This is a genomic window from Kribbella sp. NPDC023855, from assembly GCF_040639475.1.
Lineage (GTDB): Bacteria > Actinomycetota > Actinomycetes > Propionibacteriales > Kribbellaceae > Kribbella.
On sequence record NZ_JBFAAA010000004.1, the window covers coordinates 476547 to 491940 of the forward strand.

The following is a 15394-nucleotide window of genomic DNA, read 5'->3' on the forward strand; positions in this document are numbered from 1 at the left end:
AAACCTTCACGAGTCGTCCGCCAAACCTGACCGAGCGGACTCCTAGGCTCGCAGCATGCCAGTCAATGCAGCGGGCGCGCGGATTCTCGTGGTCGAGGACGAGCCGGTGATCAACCAGGCGGTGACCGACCGGTTGCGCGGTTCGGGGTACGAGGTGGTCCAGGCGTGGGACGGGCCAGGGGCGGTCGAGCAGTTCACGGAGACGGCACCCGATCTGGTCGTGCTGGACGTGATGCTGCCCGGGTTCGACGGTCACGAGGTGTGCCGCCGGATCCAGGCGGCCCGGCCCGTCCCGGTGCTGATGCTGACCGCTCGCGACGACGAGGCGGACATCCTGGTCGGCCTCGGGGTCGGAGCGGACGACTATCTGACCAAGCCCTTCCGGATGCGGGAGCTGGTGGCTCGCGTCGGCGCTCTACTGCGCCGGGTCGAGCGGGCGGCAGAGCTGGCCACCCGCACGACGACGGCCGACCTGGGCGACCTGCGGGTCGACTCGGCGTCGAGGCGGGTGTGGGTCGCGGACACCGAGGTCCACCTGACTCCGACGGAGTTCGACCTGCTCGCCTGCCTCGCGGCCAGCCCCGGCGTCGTCCTGACCAGAGAGAACCTGTACGCCGAAGTCTGGGGCTGGCCGGGTGCCTCGGGGACTCGCACGGTCGACAGCCATGTGAAGGCGTTGCGCGCCAAGATCGGTGCGGAGCGAGTGCGCACGGTGCACGGGGTCGGTTATGCGCTGGAGACCGGTGGTGCCGCATGAGCAGCCCGGTGCTCAACACGGTCAGGTCGGTCAAGGTCAAGCTCGGCCTGCTGGTCGCGGTCAGTGTCACGCTGGCCTCGATCCTGGCGGCGACCGGCGCGGTGGGCAGTGTGCCGTTCTGGCTCACCGTCCCGGTGACGGTCGCCCTCGCACTCGGCGTCACGCAATTGCTGGCGGCCGGGATGACGTCACCCTTGCGCGAGATGACCGCCGCCGCGCGCGGGATGGCGCGGGGCAACTACTCCGTCCGCGTCACCGCGACCTCGAGCGACGAGGTCGGTGAGCTCGCCCGGGCCTTCAACCGGATGGCCGAGGACCTCGCCGCCGTGGATCGCCAGCGACGCGAGCTGGTGGCGAACGTCAGCCACGAACTGCGAACACCGCTGGCCGCGCTGTGCGCAGTACTGGAGAACCTCGTGGACGGGGTGGCCGAGCCGGATCCTGTTGCCCTGCGGACGGCACTCGACCAAGCCGAACGGCTTGCCGCGCTCGCCTCCGACCTGCTCGACCTCGCCCGGGTGGATGCCGGCAAGGCCGAGTTGTCCACCACTCAAGTGCCCGTCGAGGAGTTGCTGCAACGCGCGGTGGCCGAGGCGAAGGTGTCCCGCCGGGAAGTCCGGTACGACGTCCGCGTCACGCCACCCACGTTGACGGTCCCGGCCGACCGCTCGCGACTTCACCAGTTGGTGGCCAACCTGCTGGACAACGCGTCGCGGCACAGCCCAGCCGGTGGCGTCGTCCGTCTGACCGCGATGGAGACGCCCGACGGTTGGCGGCTGGAGGTCACCGACGAGGGGCCAGGCATCCCGGCCGCGGACCGGGACCGTGTCTTCGAGCGCTTCGGAACACTGTCGGAGACCGACGGCGGTGGCGGTACCGGCCTGGGCCTGGCCATCGCCCGCTGGGTCACCGACCTGCACGGCGGCACCATCCACTTCGTCGAACCGGAACCCCGCAGTACCGGCGCGCGGGTGCGCGTGGACCTTCCGCGCGAACCAGGACAGCGCCCGAATCTTCTGCCCAGCAAGACCAAGGAGCCCGTGATGACCCAACCGGTCAACAGTCCCGTACCTTCCACAGCGCCAATACCCCCGGCGCGTCCCGTCCCCGAGTCGGGGATGGACATCCTGTTCGGCAGGTTCTGGCCCGATGCCCGGATCCCAGGGAACGTCCGCGCAGTCCTCTACAGCCTGGCGGTCGGTGTGCTGGCCGGCATCATCCTGCCCTTCCGCGATCTCGGCGTCGGGACGTCCGTCGTGCTGCTGGCCGCGGGTGGCGTGATCCTCTACTTCAGCGCCAACCGGAAATCCCGCTTCACCCAGGCCTGCGCCGTCTTGTGCGCGTTGCTGTCGTTGACGGCTTTCGTCCGGGACGCGGAATGGATCGTGATCCTTTGCCTGCTGGCCGGTGGGGTGGTTTGCGTTGCCGGGCTGGTCAACGGCCGGAGCACGCCTGCCTTCGTGCTGGCCGCCATCTCGCTGCCGCTGGCCGGCTTGCGCGGACTTCCGTGGCTGGGGCGTTCGGTGCAAGCAGTCAGCAGCCTGCGGACGAGTGCGGCCGCCCTGCGAACAGTCATCTGGTCACTGCTCGGCCTTCTCGTCTTCGGACTCCTGTTTGCTTCCGCTGACGCACTGTTCGCCAAGTGGGCGGGCGCGATCGTGCCGGACCTGCAGCTGGATTCCTTTGTGCTCAGGACTTTCGTGACCATCGCAGTCGGGGGAGTGGTGCTGGCCGCGACGTACCTCGCCCTGAACCCGCCGAAGGTCGAGACCGGGAACGGTGTGGTGCGTCCGGTCGCGCGTCGCTACGAATGGCTCGCGCCGGTGCTCATCGTGGACGCCGTCTTCCTGGTTTTCCTTGCCGCACAGGCCACCGCCAGCTTCGGCGGTCACGAATACCTCGAACGCGTCACCGGGCTGACTTACGCGGAGTACGTCCACCAAGGCTTCGGCCAACTCACCGTCGCCACCGCACTAACCCTGCTGGTGGTCTGGGCAGCAGCACGCAAAGCGCCCCGTACTACGTCCGCCGACGTGACCTGGTTGCGCGGCTCACTCGGCCTGCTCTGTCTGCTGACGCTGGTGGTGGTCGCGTCCGCGCTCTACCGGATGCACCTCTACCAAGAGGCCTACGGCTTCACCCAGCTTCGCTTGCTGGTCGACGTTTTCGAAGGCTGGCTGGGACTGCTGGTGCTCGGCGTGATGGTGGCAGGCGTGACGCTCAAGGCTGCTTGGCTTCCCCGCGCCGCCCTGCTCAGCGGGGCCGCCCTCCTGTTCGGGATCGCGGCGATCAACCCGGACGCCTGGATCGCCAAGCACAACATCGACCGCTACACCGAAACCGGCCAGGTCGATTGGTATTTCCTGCAGACTCTCTCGGACGATGCCGTCCCGGTGCTGGCCAAGCTGCCGGACGACGCTGCCAACTGTGCGCTCAAGCGGTACGACATCAAGAGCGACGACTGGCTGGAGTTCAACGTCGGCCGGCACCGTGCCGAGCCCATCCTGACGTCTCGCCCGGAGCGCGCCACGGCCGTCTGTCCGGCCGAGACTCGCCGCTGATCTGCTCTTGAATTGCTCAGTTTTTGCCGCGATCTCGGGGTTCCGGGCGGCTGATCGCTGACCTAGACTCCGGTGCTCCGACAGGATCACAGGGAGGTGGGCGTCATGCGCTGTATCGATCCGCCAGTGGAGAGCTGACCACCGATGTGAGGCGCGCGCCCGGCGCTCCGGCCCCGGGCGCCCGTCGACGAGCCCGCTCGTGTGAGGACCGATGACTGCCCTACCTGTGCCTGTGCTGCTCGATGCCCGACAGCTCGATCGGAACATCAAGCGCTTTCATCAGCAGGTCGCTGACGCCAGTTGCGTGACCAGAGCGCATTTGAAGGCACATCGCACCACCGAGCTGGCGGCCCGGCAGGTGGCGGCCGGCGCGGTGGGAGTTGCGGTCCACAGCGCACAGGCAGCGCGCGACCTCGCAGCCGCCGGCGTCACCGACGTCGTGCTGGCGTGGCCCTGGCGCGAGGCGTGGCGTTGGCCGTTGTACGTCGGCGCCGCCCACGAACTCGAGCGTTTCGCTGTCCACGTTGACGATGCGGACGTGATCACTGGTCTCGGGCGAGTCGCTCAGGCCGACGGGATTCAGATCGGCGTACGGATCGATCTGCGGCACACGCCGGCGGACGACGTACTGAAGTTGGCCCGGTTGGCCGAGGCCACGGCCGGGGTGCGGCTGGATGGGGTGACCGGCTATCGCGGACCCGAGACTGCCGAGGACATCAAGGATTTCGCGTTACTGGGAAGGCGTCACGCCGAAGACGTGGTCGCCGTCGCGGAGTCGATCCGTGCGGAGGGGATCGACTGCCCGGTGGTGAGTGTCGGCGGTACGCCGACTGCTCCGGGAGCCCTGGAAGTCGACGGCATCACCGAGATCGTCGCGGGCGCGTACGCAACTCTGGATGCGGGGCTCGCCGCGGCAGGCGCTTGCGAGCTCGCGGAGGTCGCGATCAGCGTGGACGGCGATCGCGCGGATCTGCTGGTCGACTGCGGCCAGCCCTGGGATCCGGAGTCGGTGTCGGTGCCCGTGGACGGCCGGCTGCTCCCCGGCCATGTCTGCCCGTTGGCCGTGAACCTCATGCGCAGCAAGGTCGAGGTCACCGTGGTCGACGGCGGCGCGGTGGTCGATCAGTGGCTGCCGAGTGGCCGACCGGATCGCGAGTAGGCGGGTGCCGCGGCGGTTCTGGATCTTTCTCAGTGCCCGGACGGTGTCGGTGCTCGGCAGCGCCTTCGGCCCGATCGCCCTCGCGTTCGGAGTTCTCTCACTGCCCGGCGCAACGGCCGCCACCCTCGGCCTGGTCCTCGCCGCGCAAGGCGTTCCACAGCTGGCCTTGATGCTCCTGGGTGGCGTCGTCGGGGACAGGTTTCCGCGCAACCGGGTGCTGGTGGTTGCCGAGTTGGTCTCGGGGTTGGCCTATGCGGGACTGGCGACGATGTTGCTCACCGGTCACGCGCCGATCGTCTTGCTGTGCGCGGCCGCCTTTGTCGCGGGCGCGGCCTCCGCGCTGCTGTTGCCGTCGCTCACCGGCACTGTTGCCGACCTCGTGCCGGCCGACTCGCTGCAGCGCGCCAACGGTCAACTCAGACTCGGTACCAACTCGGCGCGCATCGCCGGTGTGGTCGCCGCGGGAGCAGTTGTCGCCTGGCTCGGCCCAGGGGCGGCGCTGATCGTCGACGCCGCGACCTACTTCGTCGCAGCCGGCCTCCTGAGTGTGCTCCGACTGCCAGGCTCGGCCAGCTCCGGAAGGCGTGATCTGTTGGGTGATCTGCGCACTGGCTGGCATGAGTTCTCGAGCAGATCCTGGTTGTGGACTACCGTCGCTGCCGCCGCGGTGATCAATGCGGCGTCCACTGCGGCATTTGGTGTTCTCGGTCCAGCGCTTGCCAAGGATCGACTCGGTGGCGCGTTGGCTTGGTCGTTGGTGTTGGCCGGCTACTCGGTCGGCATGTTGGCCGGCGTCGTGGTGGCGATCAGGTTCAAGCCGCGGCGGCCGCTGCCGACAGCTGTCCTGTTCGCGCCCTTGCTCGCATTGCCGCTGCTCGCTCTGGGCTTCCGTGCACCTTTGCCGGTCATCGTGCTTGCCGCCGTCTGCGCGGGCGTCGCGACGGACATCTTCGGCGTTCTGTGGGACACCACCATGCAGACCGAAGTGCCGGCCAGCGCGCTGTCGCGAGTCAGTTCGTACGAGTACCTGGTTTCCCTGTCGTTGAAGCCCGTTGGCGCAGTGGTCGCGGGCTTGGCCGCCGCCGAGCTCGGTCCGGCGGCAGGGCTGCTGCTCTTCGGCGGACTGATCGTCCTCGCCGCGGCCGGCGCGCTCGCCCAGCCGGCAGTCCGGTATCACCAACCCCGAGAAGACCTTGGAGTCCGCCCATGAACGAGGGATACGTCGAAGGATTCGCCCAGGCCTACGACCAGTTCTGGCACCCGTATCCGACCAAGTCCGCGGCCTCGCTGCTGAAGCTGATGCAGAGCGCCGCACCCGACGCCCGGGCCGTGCTGGACATCGGCTGCGGCACCGGCATCGTGGCCGATCACCTTCAGCGGGCCGGGTACGCCGTGACGGGCCTGGACAAGTCTTCAGCCATGCTCGCTCGGGCTCGGGCGCGCCTTGGCGACGACGCAGTACTGATCGAGGGAGATGCGGCTGACTTCACCGTCGACGCGCAGTTCCCCGTGGCGGTGTCGACGTACGACATCCCGAACCACCTGCCGGATCTGGAGCACATCGCGGCGTACCTCGGCTGTGTGTATCAAGCGGTCCTGCCGGGTGGCCTGTTCGTGTTCGACATCGCCACGGTCGCGGGGTTGCGTGGGATGAACACGGTGCAGATTCGCGAGACCGACGAGGCGATGCTGCTGTTCCGGGGCGCGCTGAACGAGCCGCTGGGCGTCGGCTTCTACCGCATCTCCGGTGTGGTCCAGGCCGAGGACGGCCGCTACGACCGGTTCGAGACCACGATGACGAACATCGTCGTACCGGTCGACCAGCTCCTGAAGGAGCTGGCCGAAGCCGGTTGGGTCGACAGCTATCTGGCCGCCCAGGACGACCTGCTGACGCCGCTCGACGAGGTACCCGAGACGCTCCCGCACCTGTTCGTCGTCTCGCGCAAACCCTGAGGTCAGCCGAGGTAGTCGCGCCAGGGGCCGGTGATGGCCAGCGTCAGGCCCGGCGACTGGATGTTGACGAACAGGACTTTGCCGTCCGCGGAGAAGGCCGGGCCGCAGAACTCGGAGTCGTTGAGCATGTTGCGGGCGATCGCGTACGTCGGGCCGCCCGGGGTGGAGCTCAGCACGTGGCTGCTGGCGTTGCCGTCCTCGGCGAGGATGAGCGAACCCCAGGGCGTGACGGTCACGTTGTCCGGCCCGTCGAAGTTGAAGTCCTGGTACTTCGCGTCCGCGCCCTGGTCGGCGGCGGCGCTGGACGGGAAGTAGGTGACGAGCTGGATGGTCTGGGTCTTGTAGTTGTAGAACCAGACCATGCCGTCGTGCGGGACCGCGTCGGCCGGCAGGTCCGTCGTACCGGAGTTGGCGTAGGAGTTGACGACGTACACGCCGTCGTCGGTGCCGTAGACGCCCTCGAACTTCTTGCCGCGGGTCACCTGTCCGTCGGTGAACTGCTTGCGGCAGGACACCGAGACCGCGTCCCGGGCGGGCACCGGCACCCACGCGACCCGGAACGGGCGGAGCAGCTGGGCCGAGGTCAGGTAGGCCACGTCCGGGATCGGCTTGCCGTCGTCACCGAGGATGGCCATCGCCTCGAGGGTGCCGAAGCCGGCGTCGGTCAGGTCCTGCCAGCTCCGCTTGCCGAGCCGGTAACCGGCCGGTGCGCGCCAGCGGTAGAACAGGCCGTTGGGGCCGGACGCGTCCTCGGACAGGTAGATGTGCGCCTGGTCCCGGTCCACGGCGAGGGCTTCGTGCGCGTACCGGCCGAGGGCCTTGAGCGGCACCGGGTGTGAGGTCTTGCCGTCGTCCCAGACCTCGAAGACGTAGCCGTGGTCCTTGAGCCGGGTGGTGCCGTTGGCCTTGTTCTCGGTCTCTTCGCAGGTGAGCCAAGTGCCCCACGGAGTGTGGCCGCCGGCGCAGTTGGTGAGCGTGCCGGAGATGGCGACCCACTCGCCGTGGTTGGTGCCGTCACGGTCGACGGAGATGACGGTGCAGCCGCCGGCCGCGCCGACGCCCGGGTCGTAGACGGTGCCCGGGACCTGCGGAACGCCCAGCGCGTTGTTGCTGCCGATCTCGTGGTTCTGGATCAGCGTGTAGTGCTTGCCGGTGCCGAAGACGGCCATTCCGTCGTGCGCTCCCGGCGTGGGCTCGCCGGTCTTCAGCTTGGTCTCGCCGGCGCGGGTGACGACCGTGTACTTGAAGCCCGGCGGCAACGCCAGGATGCCGTTGGGGTCGTCCATCAGCGGCGGGAACGGGCGGTGGGTCGGGTACGGCCCGCGCTGCGGGTTGGGGGTCGCCTCGGCGAGCGAGGGAACCGCGCCGACGGCGGCGAAACCCACACCCGTGGCGCCGACGGCGGCACCACGAAGTACGGAACGGCGATCGAGAGACATGGTGGTGCTCCTTCAGACAGGGGTTCGGCCCGATCGTCCCCCCGCCCGACGACCCCGCGGCGAACACCACCTGAACACCCCGTGCCGGATCACCGCGGGCTGATGCGCCCTTTCCTGCTGCCCGCGTCAGGGACGGGTGAGCGAGCGGCGGTTCTCGAATCGGGAGCGATTCGCGCGGTCGCGGGGGAGCCAGGTTGCGATGGTGGTTCGGTGGGACGGGAGTACGTGGACCTGGACTACGTCGATGCGGCGTACTGCGTCTCTGCGGAGGCCGAGCATCGGGAGGGCTAGGCGTACCTGTTGGATCGCCATTGTGCTGGGCAGGCCGTGCGTTCGGAGTACGACCTCCTCGTCGCCTTCGACGAAGAACAACACCGAGCGCAATCGCAGCGGCCTGGGCAGGCGGCGGGCGGCGCGGCGCAGCTTGTGCAGCTCAGCGGCTGACGGAGGAAAGCCGCAGTGCACCCGTACGACCACGTTGAACCGGCCCATACAGCCGATGATGCGCTTGCCGGCGCCGAGCCGCCAGGCAGTATTCGGTAACGGGTCGGTCAGGACTTCCTGGTGGCCTGAAGCAGCAGGCCGTCGACGAAAGCTTCGAGACCCTGCGGGAAGTTGTCGGCGGCGGCCACCGGACCCCACAGGTCCTTGACGGATGCCAGCTGGGGGAGGCCGGCCATGTCGCGGTCTTCGAACAGGCCATCGCTGCTGGTGTAGTCGACCTGTTCGCGGCGGGAGCGGGCGCGGACCAGGATCTCGCCGACCGTGTAGTACCAGAGCCCGCGGAAGAGCCGGATGGCTTCCTCGCGAGTGCAGCCGGCGTCGACGGCACCGGCCAGGATCACCTCGACGAACCAGAGGGCCGACTTGCCGATCCGGGCGATGAACCCGTCGACGGCGAGCACCTCCGCGGCCCAGGGCCAGGCCGCGAGCGCGTCGTGGATCGCGGTCGCCGCCAGGATGATGCGGTCCCGCGGCTCGGCGGGCAGCTCCGGGTGCGGGATCTGGTCGGCGTACTCGGTGATCAGCAGGAGCAGCAGATCTTCCTTGTCCCGCACATGGTGGTAGAGCGTGGTCGGCCCGATACCGAGCTCGGCGGCCAGCTGGCGGATCGACAGCCGCTCCCAGCCGTCCCGGTCGATGAGCCGGCGCGCACCGGCCAGGATCTGCGCGCGCGACGTCACCGGCGGCCTGCCGGTACGGGTCTGCGAAGCGGGTGGTCGAGGCATCGTCCCATCATCCTGCACTCGACGGCCGGAACGTTGCATGCTACTTTCGGAACATGTTCCGGAACGCGTTCGAAAACTCCCCGTCCCGAGCCACCCGACCTGGGCTGGTGCTCGCCGCGGTGGCTGTCGTGCAGTTCATGGTGTCGCTGGACCTGTCGGTCGTGAACCTCGGCCTTCCGCAGATCGGCGCCGCCCTCGGCTTCAGCGAAGTCGGCCTGACCTGGGTCATTCACGCCTACGCCCTCACCTTCGGCGGGCTCCTGCTGCTCGGCGGCAAACTCGCCGACCGGTACGGCCGCAGGCGGGTCTTGCTCCTCGGCCTGGCCGTGTTCGGCCTCGCGTCGCTGGCCGGTGGCTTCGCGGAGGAGCCCGGCCACCTGGTCGCCGCCCGCGCGGTCCAGGGCATCGGCGCGGCCGCTCTGGCTCCGGCCGCACTTTCTCTGCTGACCTCCACCTTCCCCAGCGGCAAGGCGCGGGTCCGGGCGTTCGGCGTCTGGAGCGCGGTCAACGCCGCCGGCGGCGCGCTCGGCGTCCTGATCGGCGGTCTGCTGACCGAGTACGCGAGCTGGCGCTGGCTGATGTTCGTCAATGTGCCGATGGCCGTGGGCGCCCTGATCCTGGCCGCTCGCAGCGTGGCCGCCGACCCGCCCGCCGAAAGTCGCGGACGGCCGGACGTGCTGGGTGCGGTCCTGGCCACGGCGGGCATGGTCCTGCTCGTGTTCGGCGTCGTCCGCACCGACCGGCATGCCTGGACCTCATCCACGACTCTCATCACCTTGCTGATCGCCGTTGTCCTGCTCGCAGCCTTCGTGTACGTCGAGAAGTCGACGACCCGTGATCCGCTGATCCGGCTCGGCCTGTTCACCAATCGCTCAGTCGTCGGCGCCAATGCGTTCAACCTGCTGCTCGGGGCGGCGATGGCTTCGTGCTTCTACTTCGCGTCGCTCTATCTCCAGCGAGTGCTCGGCACCGGCCCGGCCAAGACCGGGATCCAGTTCCTGCCGTTCGCCCTCGGGGTCGTGCTCGGTGCGGTGCTCGCCATCAAGTTCGGCTATCGGGCCGCGCCCAGGACCTTGCTGGCGGTCGGCGGGCTCCTGACCGCGGCCGGGTTCGCGTGGTTCGGGTTGATCAGTGCGGACGGGTCCTTCCTCGTCGATGTGCTGGGCCCGTCGATCGTCACCAGCGTCGGGTTCGGCCTCTGCCTCGGGCCGGTCGTCTCCGTCGCCACCCGTGGGGTCGCGGCGCACGAGACGGGTACGGCCTCTGGTCTGCTGGTGAGTTCGCGGCAGATCGGCGCCTCGCTGGGGTTGGCGGCTCTTGGTACCGCTGCGCATCGGCGTACGGGGTCGGCGGGGACGCTCAACGATGGCTATGCCCTTGGCTTGACGTTGGGGGCCGTGCTTCTGGCGGGTGCTGTTGTCGTCGCGCTCGCGGTCCTGCCTCGCAAGAGCGTCGCAGCACCGGCGGCGCCAAGCCTGGTGGGGGAGAAGAGATGAGGTTGCTCCGGCCTTATCTACCGGCCTTCACGGCCGTCGCGGTCTTGCAGTTGATCGGAGCACTCGCCGGTCTGGCCCCACTCCTGGCGGTCGCCGAACTGGGACGCACGCTGCTGGCGCCCGGCCCGATCGATCGCGATCAGGTCTGGTACGCCGTGATCGTGGGTGCGGCGGGTTTGCTGGTTCGGCTGGTCTTCACGGCGGCATCCTCCGCAGTCGGGCACCTTCTCGACGACCAGGTGCAGCTGTCGTTGCGGCGGCTGCTCGCCGATCGGCTGGGACGCGTGCCGCTCGGCTGGTTCGCGCGACGCCGGACCGGCGAGCTGGCGAAGGTGGTGGGGGACGACGTGAGTGCTGTCCACCCGGTGATCGCGCACACACCCGGCGAGCTCGTGTCCGCTTTCGTCGTACCGGTGGTGTCGTTGATCTACCTGTTCACGATCGACTGGCGGTTGACGCTGGTCGCGTTGGTGCCGGTGGTCCTGGCCCTGGCGTTCGTGCCGTTGATGATGACCGCGGCGCGCCAACGGGAGCAGCAGGAGTTCGATGCGGCCATGGGACGGATCTCGAACTCGGTCGTCGAGTTCGTGCAGGGGATCGCGGTGGTCAAGGCGTTCGGCGCGTCCGGCCGGGCGCATCGCAGTTTCCTGCAGGCCGCGGACGAGTTCGTCGCGAGCTTCTACCGGTGGGTGCGCGGCCTGGCCGGGATTGCGGCCGGGATGCAACTCGTGTTGTCACCGCCGTTCGTCTTGCTGGTGGTGCTCGTGGGTGGGGCGGTGCTGATCACGAACGGGTCTCTGCCGCCGGCCGATCTGCTGCCGTTTCTCCTGCTGGGGTTGGGTTTGACGGCTCCCGTGGCCGCTCTCGGTCATGGCTTCGACGATCTGCAGGCCGCTCGGCGTGCGATCGGCCGGATCGGCGAAGTGGTCGAGTTGCCGCCGCTGCCGGAGCCCGCGAAACCCGTCGCGCCACATGGGTACGGGGTGGAGCTGCGGGACGTCCACTTCGGCTATGACGACGCTCACGAGGTACTCCGCGGCATCGACCTGACTCTCGAACCCGGAACGGTCACCGCGATCGTGGGACCTTCGGGAAGCGGGAAGTCCACGCTGGTTCAGTTGTTGCCGCGGTTCTTCGACCCGACTCACGGCTCGGTCCGGCTGGGCGGAGTCGATCTGCGCGAGGTCGGCAGCGACGATCTGTACTGCGCGGTCTCCTTCGTCTTCCAGGACGTCCGGTTGCTGCGCGCGTCGGTCGCGGACAACATCGCGCTGGCAGTTCCGCACGCGTCGCTGGCCGACGTGGTCGATGCCGCGCGACTGGCGAACATCCACGACCGCATCCTCGAGTTGCCGCACGGATACGAAACCATCCTCGGTGAGGAGGCCGCGCTGTCCGGCGGCGAGGCCCAGCGCATCGCGATCGCCCGCGCCCTGCTCGCCGATACGCCGGTCCTGGTGCTCGACGAGGCGACCGCGTTCGCCGATCCCCAGACCGACCACGCGGTACGCCGGACCTTGGCGGACCTGGCCGGCGATCGCACCATCCTGCTCATCGCGCACCGGCTCGAAACGGTCGTCGACGCCGACACCGTCGTGATGCTGGAGAACGGATCGATCGTCGAGCAGGGCAGACCGGCTGACCTGCTCGCCCAGAACGGACGGTTCGCCGCGTTCTGGCACGGCGTACTGGAAGGGGACCCGAGATGATCCGACTGCTGCTCCGGGTGCTGGGTCAGGAGTACGCCCAGCCTGTCCGTCGCACCTTGGCCTTGATGACGGTGACCGCGATCACCGAAGGCCTCTCCTACGCGCTGCTGGTCCCTGTCCTCAGGGAACTGCTGGGGTCTCGACCCGAGGATGCTTGGCCCTGGCTGATCGGGTTCGCCGCTGCCGTGACGGTCTATGCGGGGTTGCGCTATCGCAGCGACGTGTCGGGTTTCCGCGTCGGGACCACCTTGTTGCGCGGGATGTATCACCGGCTCGGCGATCATCTGGCTCGCTTGCCCATCGGCTGGTACAACTCTGGCCGAATCGGGCAGGTGTCCGGGCTGGCGGGCCAAGGCGTTCTGCAGGCGATGAGCGTGATCGCCCATCTGCTCGCTCCGTTCATCTCCGCCGCGGTGACTCCCTTGACGATCGTGCTCGTCATGCTCGCTTTCAACTGGCAACTGGGGTTGGCCGCGCTGGTCGCAGTACCGGTCGTCGTCCTGGTCCAGCGGTGGGCGGGCCGGTCGACTGTGATCAGCGACGCGCACCGCGCCGAGCGGGAACAAGAGGCCACCGGCCGAGTCATCGAGTACCTCCAAGCCCAGCCGGTACTGCGCGCAGGCGGCCGCGCGGGGCAACGCTTCACGTCACTCGACGACTCGCTCCAGGAGCTGCAACGCGCCTCGCGCCGGTCGACCCTGTCCGTGCTGCCCGGCGCGCTCGGACTGGCCCTGTCGGTGCAGACGATCTTCACCGCAGTACTTGCCCTAGGCTCCTATCTCGCGATCGGCGGCGAAATCGGCGCCGCGGAGGTGCTGACCATCCTGGTGCTGGCGGCGCGCTGCGCGGATCCGCTGCTGTCACTGGCGGAACTCGGTGGCCAGCTCCGCAGCGCCCACGCCGTCCTCGGCAGACTCGACGCCGTACTGCGCACCGAGCCGCTGCCGGAGCCGGCCGATCCGGTCGAACCGGCCGGGCACGGGGTGGAGTTCGACTCGGTCAGGTTCCAGCACGGCGAACGCACGGTGATCGACGACCTGACGTTGTCCGTGCCAGCCGGTCGGCGGCTGGCGGTGGTAGGGCCGTCGGGGGCGGGCAAGAGCACCTTGCTGCAGTTGCTCGCACGGTTCTACGACGTGGACGCCGGCGCGGTACGGGTCGGTGGTGTGGACGTGCGGTCGATCAGCACCGAGGCGTTGATGGCGCGGTTCGCCATCGTCTTCCAGGACGTCTATCTGTTCGACGGAACGATTGAGGAGAACGTGCGGCTTGGCCGGGCCGATGCCACCGATGCCGAAGTACGGGAAGCCGCCACGGCCGCGCGGTTGGACGAGGTGATCGCACGGCTTCCCGACGGGTGGGCAACGTCGGTGGGGGAGGGCGGTGCCAGGTTGTCAGGCGGCGAGCGTCAGCGCGTCTCGATCGCCCGCGCGCTGCTGAAGGATGCGCCGATCGTGCTGCTCGACGAGGTGACGTCGGCCCTGGACCCGGTGAACGAGGCGGCCGTCCACGAAGGCATCGAACGCCTGATGGCAGGCCGCACGGTCGTGATGGTCGCGCACCGGCTGCGAACCGTCCAGCGCGCCGACCAGGTCGTCTTTCTCGACCAGGGCCGGATCGTTGAGGAGGGCACCCATGAGACCCTCCTCGCCCAGAACGGCCGCTACGCGACGTACTGGCAGCTGTCTACCGCCGGGTCCCGCTCCTCTCGGCCGGTTGTGCGCGGGTGACCCGGTCCACGCGATGGCCGGACTCGTCGAAGATGTGCAGCCGGGAGGTGTCGACCGCGAGGTGAACCTTGCCGCCTGGCTCGAGACCGCTGCCGGCGCCGATCTCGAGGACCAGGTCGGCTCGGCGGTGCGTCGGGGTCGTGGGCGCCTCGGCGTCGGGTGGCAGGCCGGCCATACCGAGGCGGGCCTTGGCCTTGGTGCCGATCGTCGACAGGCGAGTGCTCAGGCCGGACCCGTGGGGTGCCGCGTGGCGGGTGCGCGTGGTGCCGTCGAGGGCGATGCGGCGCCGCGCCGCCTGCGAGGGCCGCTGCAGGCCGACCAGGTCGGGGTTGACCATCTCGATCCCGCACTCGACGAAGGCGACCCACTGGTGGCCGTGGAACTCGATCGCCCGCAGCCGGCCGGACAACTGGCCGGGCCCGCCGCTGTCGGCGGCCGGGGTGAAGGCGTCGGACCGCGCGCCGACGATCACCTTCGCCCCGTCGTGGCTGCTGAGGATCAGCGACCGGCGGTCGATCGGCGGCAACTGGATGGCCTGCGCGCCGAAGTCCAGACTGACCCGGTGGTGGGCGGTGACCCGGACGGTCGCGGACATCAGGTTGATCCGCGGCGTGCCGAGGAAGCCGGCGGCGAAGGCGGTGGCCGGGTCGTTGAAGACCTGGTCCGGCGTCCCGACGTCCTCGATCCGGCCGTCGCGCATCACGGTGATCCGGTCGGCCAGGGTGAGCGCCTCGACCTGGTCGTGGGTCACGTAGACCGTGGTCACCTTGAGATCGCGGGCCATCGCGCCGATCTCCTGGCGCAGTTCGGTCCGCATCGTCGCGTCGAGGTTCGACAGTGGCTCGTCCATCAGGAAGATCTTTGGCCGGCGGACGATCGCGCGGCCGATCGCGACGCGCTGACGCTGTCCGCCCGAAAGAGTTCTCGGCAACCGGTCGAGGGCCGCGTCGATCCGGAGGATCCGGGCCAGCCCGGCGGCCTTCTCACTCGCCGCGGCGGGGTCCTCGCCGGCCATCCGCAACGGGAACATGATGTTCTCCCGCGCGGTCCGGTTCGGGTAGAGCGCGCCGTTCTGGAAGACCAGCGCGACCCCACGGTCCTTGGGCGCCAGGCCGGTGGCCAGCGTGCGGCCGAACCACAGCTCGCCCGCGGTGACCTCCTCCAGGCCGGCGATCATCCGCAGCAGCGTGGTCTTCCCGCACCCGGAAGGCCCCAGCAGCACCATGAACTCGCCGTCGGCAACGTCCAGTGATACGCCGTCGACGGCAAGGTATTTCCCGTCGTACACCTTCGAGACAGCATCCAGCCGAATCCCCGCCATCACCACCTCCTCAAGGCCGCAAACCCTGAGTACACAGCCC

The 15394-nt window shown here is 69.1% G+C and carries 12 protein-coding genes; 8 read left to right on the forward strand and 4 right to left on the reverse strand.

The annotated features are described in order from the left end of the window. Positions 1–55 precede the first annotated feature (55 nt). The 5 genes from AB0F51_RS17465 to AB0F51_RS17485 all read left to right on the forward strand — a co-directional run bounded on the left by AB0F51_RS17465 (position 56) and on the right by AB0F51_RS17485 (position 6430). Positions 56–757 carry a response regulator transcription factor gene (locus AB0F51_RS17465; protein WP_360280913.1) on the forward strand — a complete coding sequence of 234 codons (702 nt, stop codon included), beginning with the start codon at positions 56–58 and terminating at the stop codon, positions 755–757. Further along, on the forward strand, positions 754–3318 hold the full coding sequence (locus tag AB0F51_RS17470) for a DUF4153 domain-containing protein (protein WP_360280916.1): 2565 nt from the start codon (positions 754–756) through the stop codon (positions 3316–3318). The genes AB0F51_RS17465 and AB0F51_RS17470 overlap by 4 nt, the downstream gene beginning before the upstream one ends. A 211-nt stretch (positions 3319–3529) precedes the next feature. Continuing rightward, on the forward strand, positions 3530–4477 hold the full coding sequence (locus tag AB0F51_RS17475) for an alanine racemase (protein ID WP_360280919.1): 948 nt from the start codon (positions 3530–3532) through the stop codon (positions 4475–4477). Continuing rightward, complete coding sequence (locus tag AB0F51_RS17480) at positions 4455–5687, forward strand: MFS transporter (RefSeq protein ID WP_360280921.1); 1233 nt, start codon at positions 4455–4457, stop codon at positions 5685–5687. Before AB0F51_RS17475 ends, AB0F51_RS17480 begins: the two co-directional genes overlap by 23 nt. Beyond that, on the forward strand, positions 5684–6430 hold the full coding sequence (locus tag AB0F51_RS17485) for a class I SAM-dependent methyltransferase (RefSeq protein WP_360280923.1): 747 nt from the start codon (positions 5684–5686) through the stop codon (positions 6428–6430). Before AB0F51_RS17480 ends, AB0F51_RS17485 begins: the two co-directional genes overlap by 4 nt. A 2-nt stretch (positions 6431–6432) precedes the next feature. On the opposite strand, the gene AB0F51_RS17490 is transcribed toward AB0F51_RS17485, so the two are convergent. The 3 genes from AB0F51_RS17490 to AB0F51_RS17500 all read right to left on the reverse strand — a co-directional run bounded on the left by AB0F51_RS17490 (position 6433) and on the right by AB0F51_RS17500 (position 9098). Then, a complete protein-coding gene (locus tag AB0F51_RS17490; protein ID WP_360280925.1) occupies positions 6433–7869 on the reverse strand; it encodes an alkaline phosphatase PhoX in 1437 nt (478 codons plus the stop codon). Positions 7870–7995: 126 nt separating this feature from the next. Further along, on the reverse strand, positions 7996–8361 hold the full coding sequence (locus tag AB0F51_RS17495) for a hypothetical protein (protein ID WP_360280927.1): 366 nt from the start codon (positions 8359–8361) through the stop codon (positions 7996–7998). Between the two features lie 59 nt (positions 8362–8420). Beyond that, a complete protein-coding gene (locus tag AB0F51_RS17500) occupies positions 8421–9098 on the reverse strand; it encodes a TetR/AcrR family transcriptional regulator (protein WP_360280929.1) in 678 nt (225 codons plus the stop codon). A gap of 53 nt (positions 9099–9151) precedes the next feature. Here AB0F51_RS17500 and AB0F51_RS17505 point away from each other — a divergent pair, with 53 nt between their 5' ends. Genes AB0F51_RS17505 through AB0F51_RS17515 form a run of 3 tightly spaced genes read left to right on the forward strand, consistent with a single transcriptional unit; the run spans position 9152 to position 14033 of the window. Next, the gene (locus tag AB0F51_RS17505) at positions 9152–10594 is read left to right on the forward strand and encodes an MFS transporter (protein ID WP_360280931.1); all 1443 of its coding nucleotides are present in this window, start codon (positions 9152–9154) and stop codon (positions 10592–10594) included. After that, a complete protein-coding gene (locus AB0F51_RS17510) occupies positions 10591–12303 on the forward strand; it encodes an ABC transporter ATP-binding protein (RefSeq protein ID WP_360280933.1) in 1713 nt (570 codons plus the stop codon). The genes AB0F51_RS17505 and AB0F51_RS17510 overlap by 4 nt, the downstream gene beginning before the upstream one ends. Next, complete coding sequence (locus AB0F51_RS17515; RefSeq protein ID WP_360280935.1) at positions 12300–14033, forward strand: ABC transporter ATP-binding protein; 1734 nt, start codon at positions 12300–12302, stop codon at positions 14031–14033. The genes AB0F51_RS17510 and AB0F51_RS17515 overlap by 4 nt, the downstream gene beginning before the upstream one ends. Here the strand turns inward: AB0F51_RS17515 and AB0F51_RS17520 are convergent. Continuing rightward, entirely contained in the window at positions 13990–15354 is a 1365-nt protein-coding gene (locus AB0F51_RS17520) for an ABC transporter ATP-binding protein (RefSeq protein ID WP_360280937.1), read from the reverse strand. The two genes, AB0F51_RS17515 and AB0F51_RS17520, sit on opposite strands and share 44 nt — an antisense overlap. Positions 15355–15394: the final 40 nt, after the last annotated feature.

Excerpts from the sequence above, each read along its gene's own strand:
- AB0F51_RS17465 (WP_360280913.1), top strand. The coding sequence starts at position 56 with ATGCCAGTCAATGCAGCGGGCGCGCGGATTCTCGTGGTCGAGGACGAG.
- AB0F51_RS17470 (WP_360280916.1), top strand. The coding sequence starts at position 754 with ATGAGCAGCCCGGTGCTCAACACGGTCAGGTCGGTCAAGGTCAAGCTC.
- AB0F51_RS17475 (WP_360280919.1), top strand. The coding sequence starts at position 3,530 with ATGACTGCCCTACCTGTGCCTGTGCTGCTCGATGCCCGACAGCTCGAT.
- AB0F51_RS17485 (WP_360280923.1), top strand. The coding sequence starts at position 5,684 with ATGAACGAGGGATACGTCGAAGGATTCGCCCAGGCCTACGACCAGTTC.
- AB0F51_RS17490 (WP_360280925.1), bottom strand. The coding sequence starts at position 7,869 with ATGTCTCTCGATCGCCGTTCCGTACTTCGTGGTGCCGCCGTCGGCGCC.
- AB0F51_RS17495 (WP_360280927.1), bottom strand. The coding sequence starts at position 8,361 with ATGGGCCGGTTCAACGTGGTCGTACGGGTGCACTGCGGCTTTCCTCCG.
- AB0F51_RS17500 (WP_360280929.1), bottom strand. The coding sequence starts at position 9,098 with ATGCCTCGACCACCCGCTTCGCAGACCCGTACCGGCAGGCCGCCGGTG.
- AB0F51_RS17505 (WP_360280931.1), top strand. The coding sequence starts at position 9,152 with ATGTTCCGGAACGCGTTCGAAAACTCCCCGTCCCGAGCCACCCGACCT.
- AB0F51_RS17510 (WP_360280933.1), top strand. The coding sequence starts at position 10,591 with ATGAGGTTGCTCCGGCCTTATCTACCGGCCTTCACGGCCGTCGCGGTC.
- AB0F51_RS17515 (WP_360280935.1), top strand. The coding sequence starts at position 12,300 with ATGATCCGACTGCTGCTCCGGGTGCTGGGTCAGGAGTACGCCCAGCCT.
- AB0F51_RS17520 (WP_360280937.1), bottom strand. The coding sequence starts at position 15,354 with ATGGCGGGGATTCGGCTGGATGCTGTCTCGAAGGTGTACGACGGGAAA.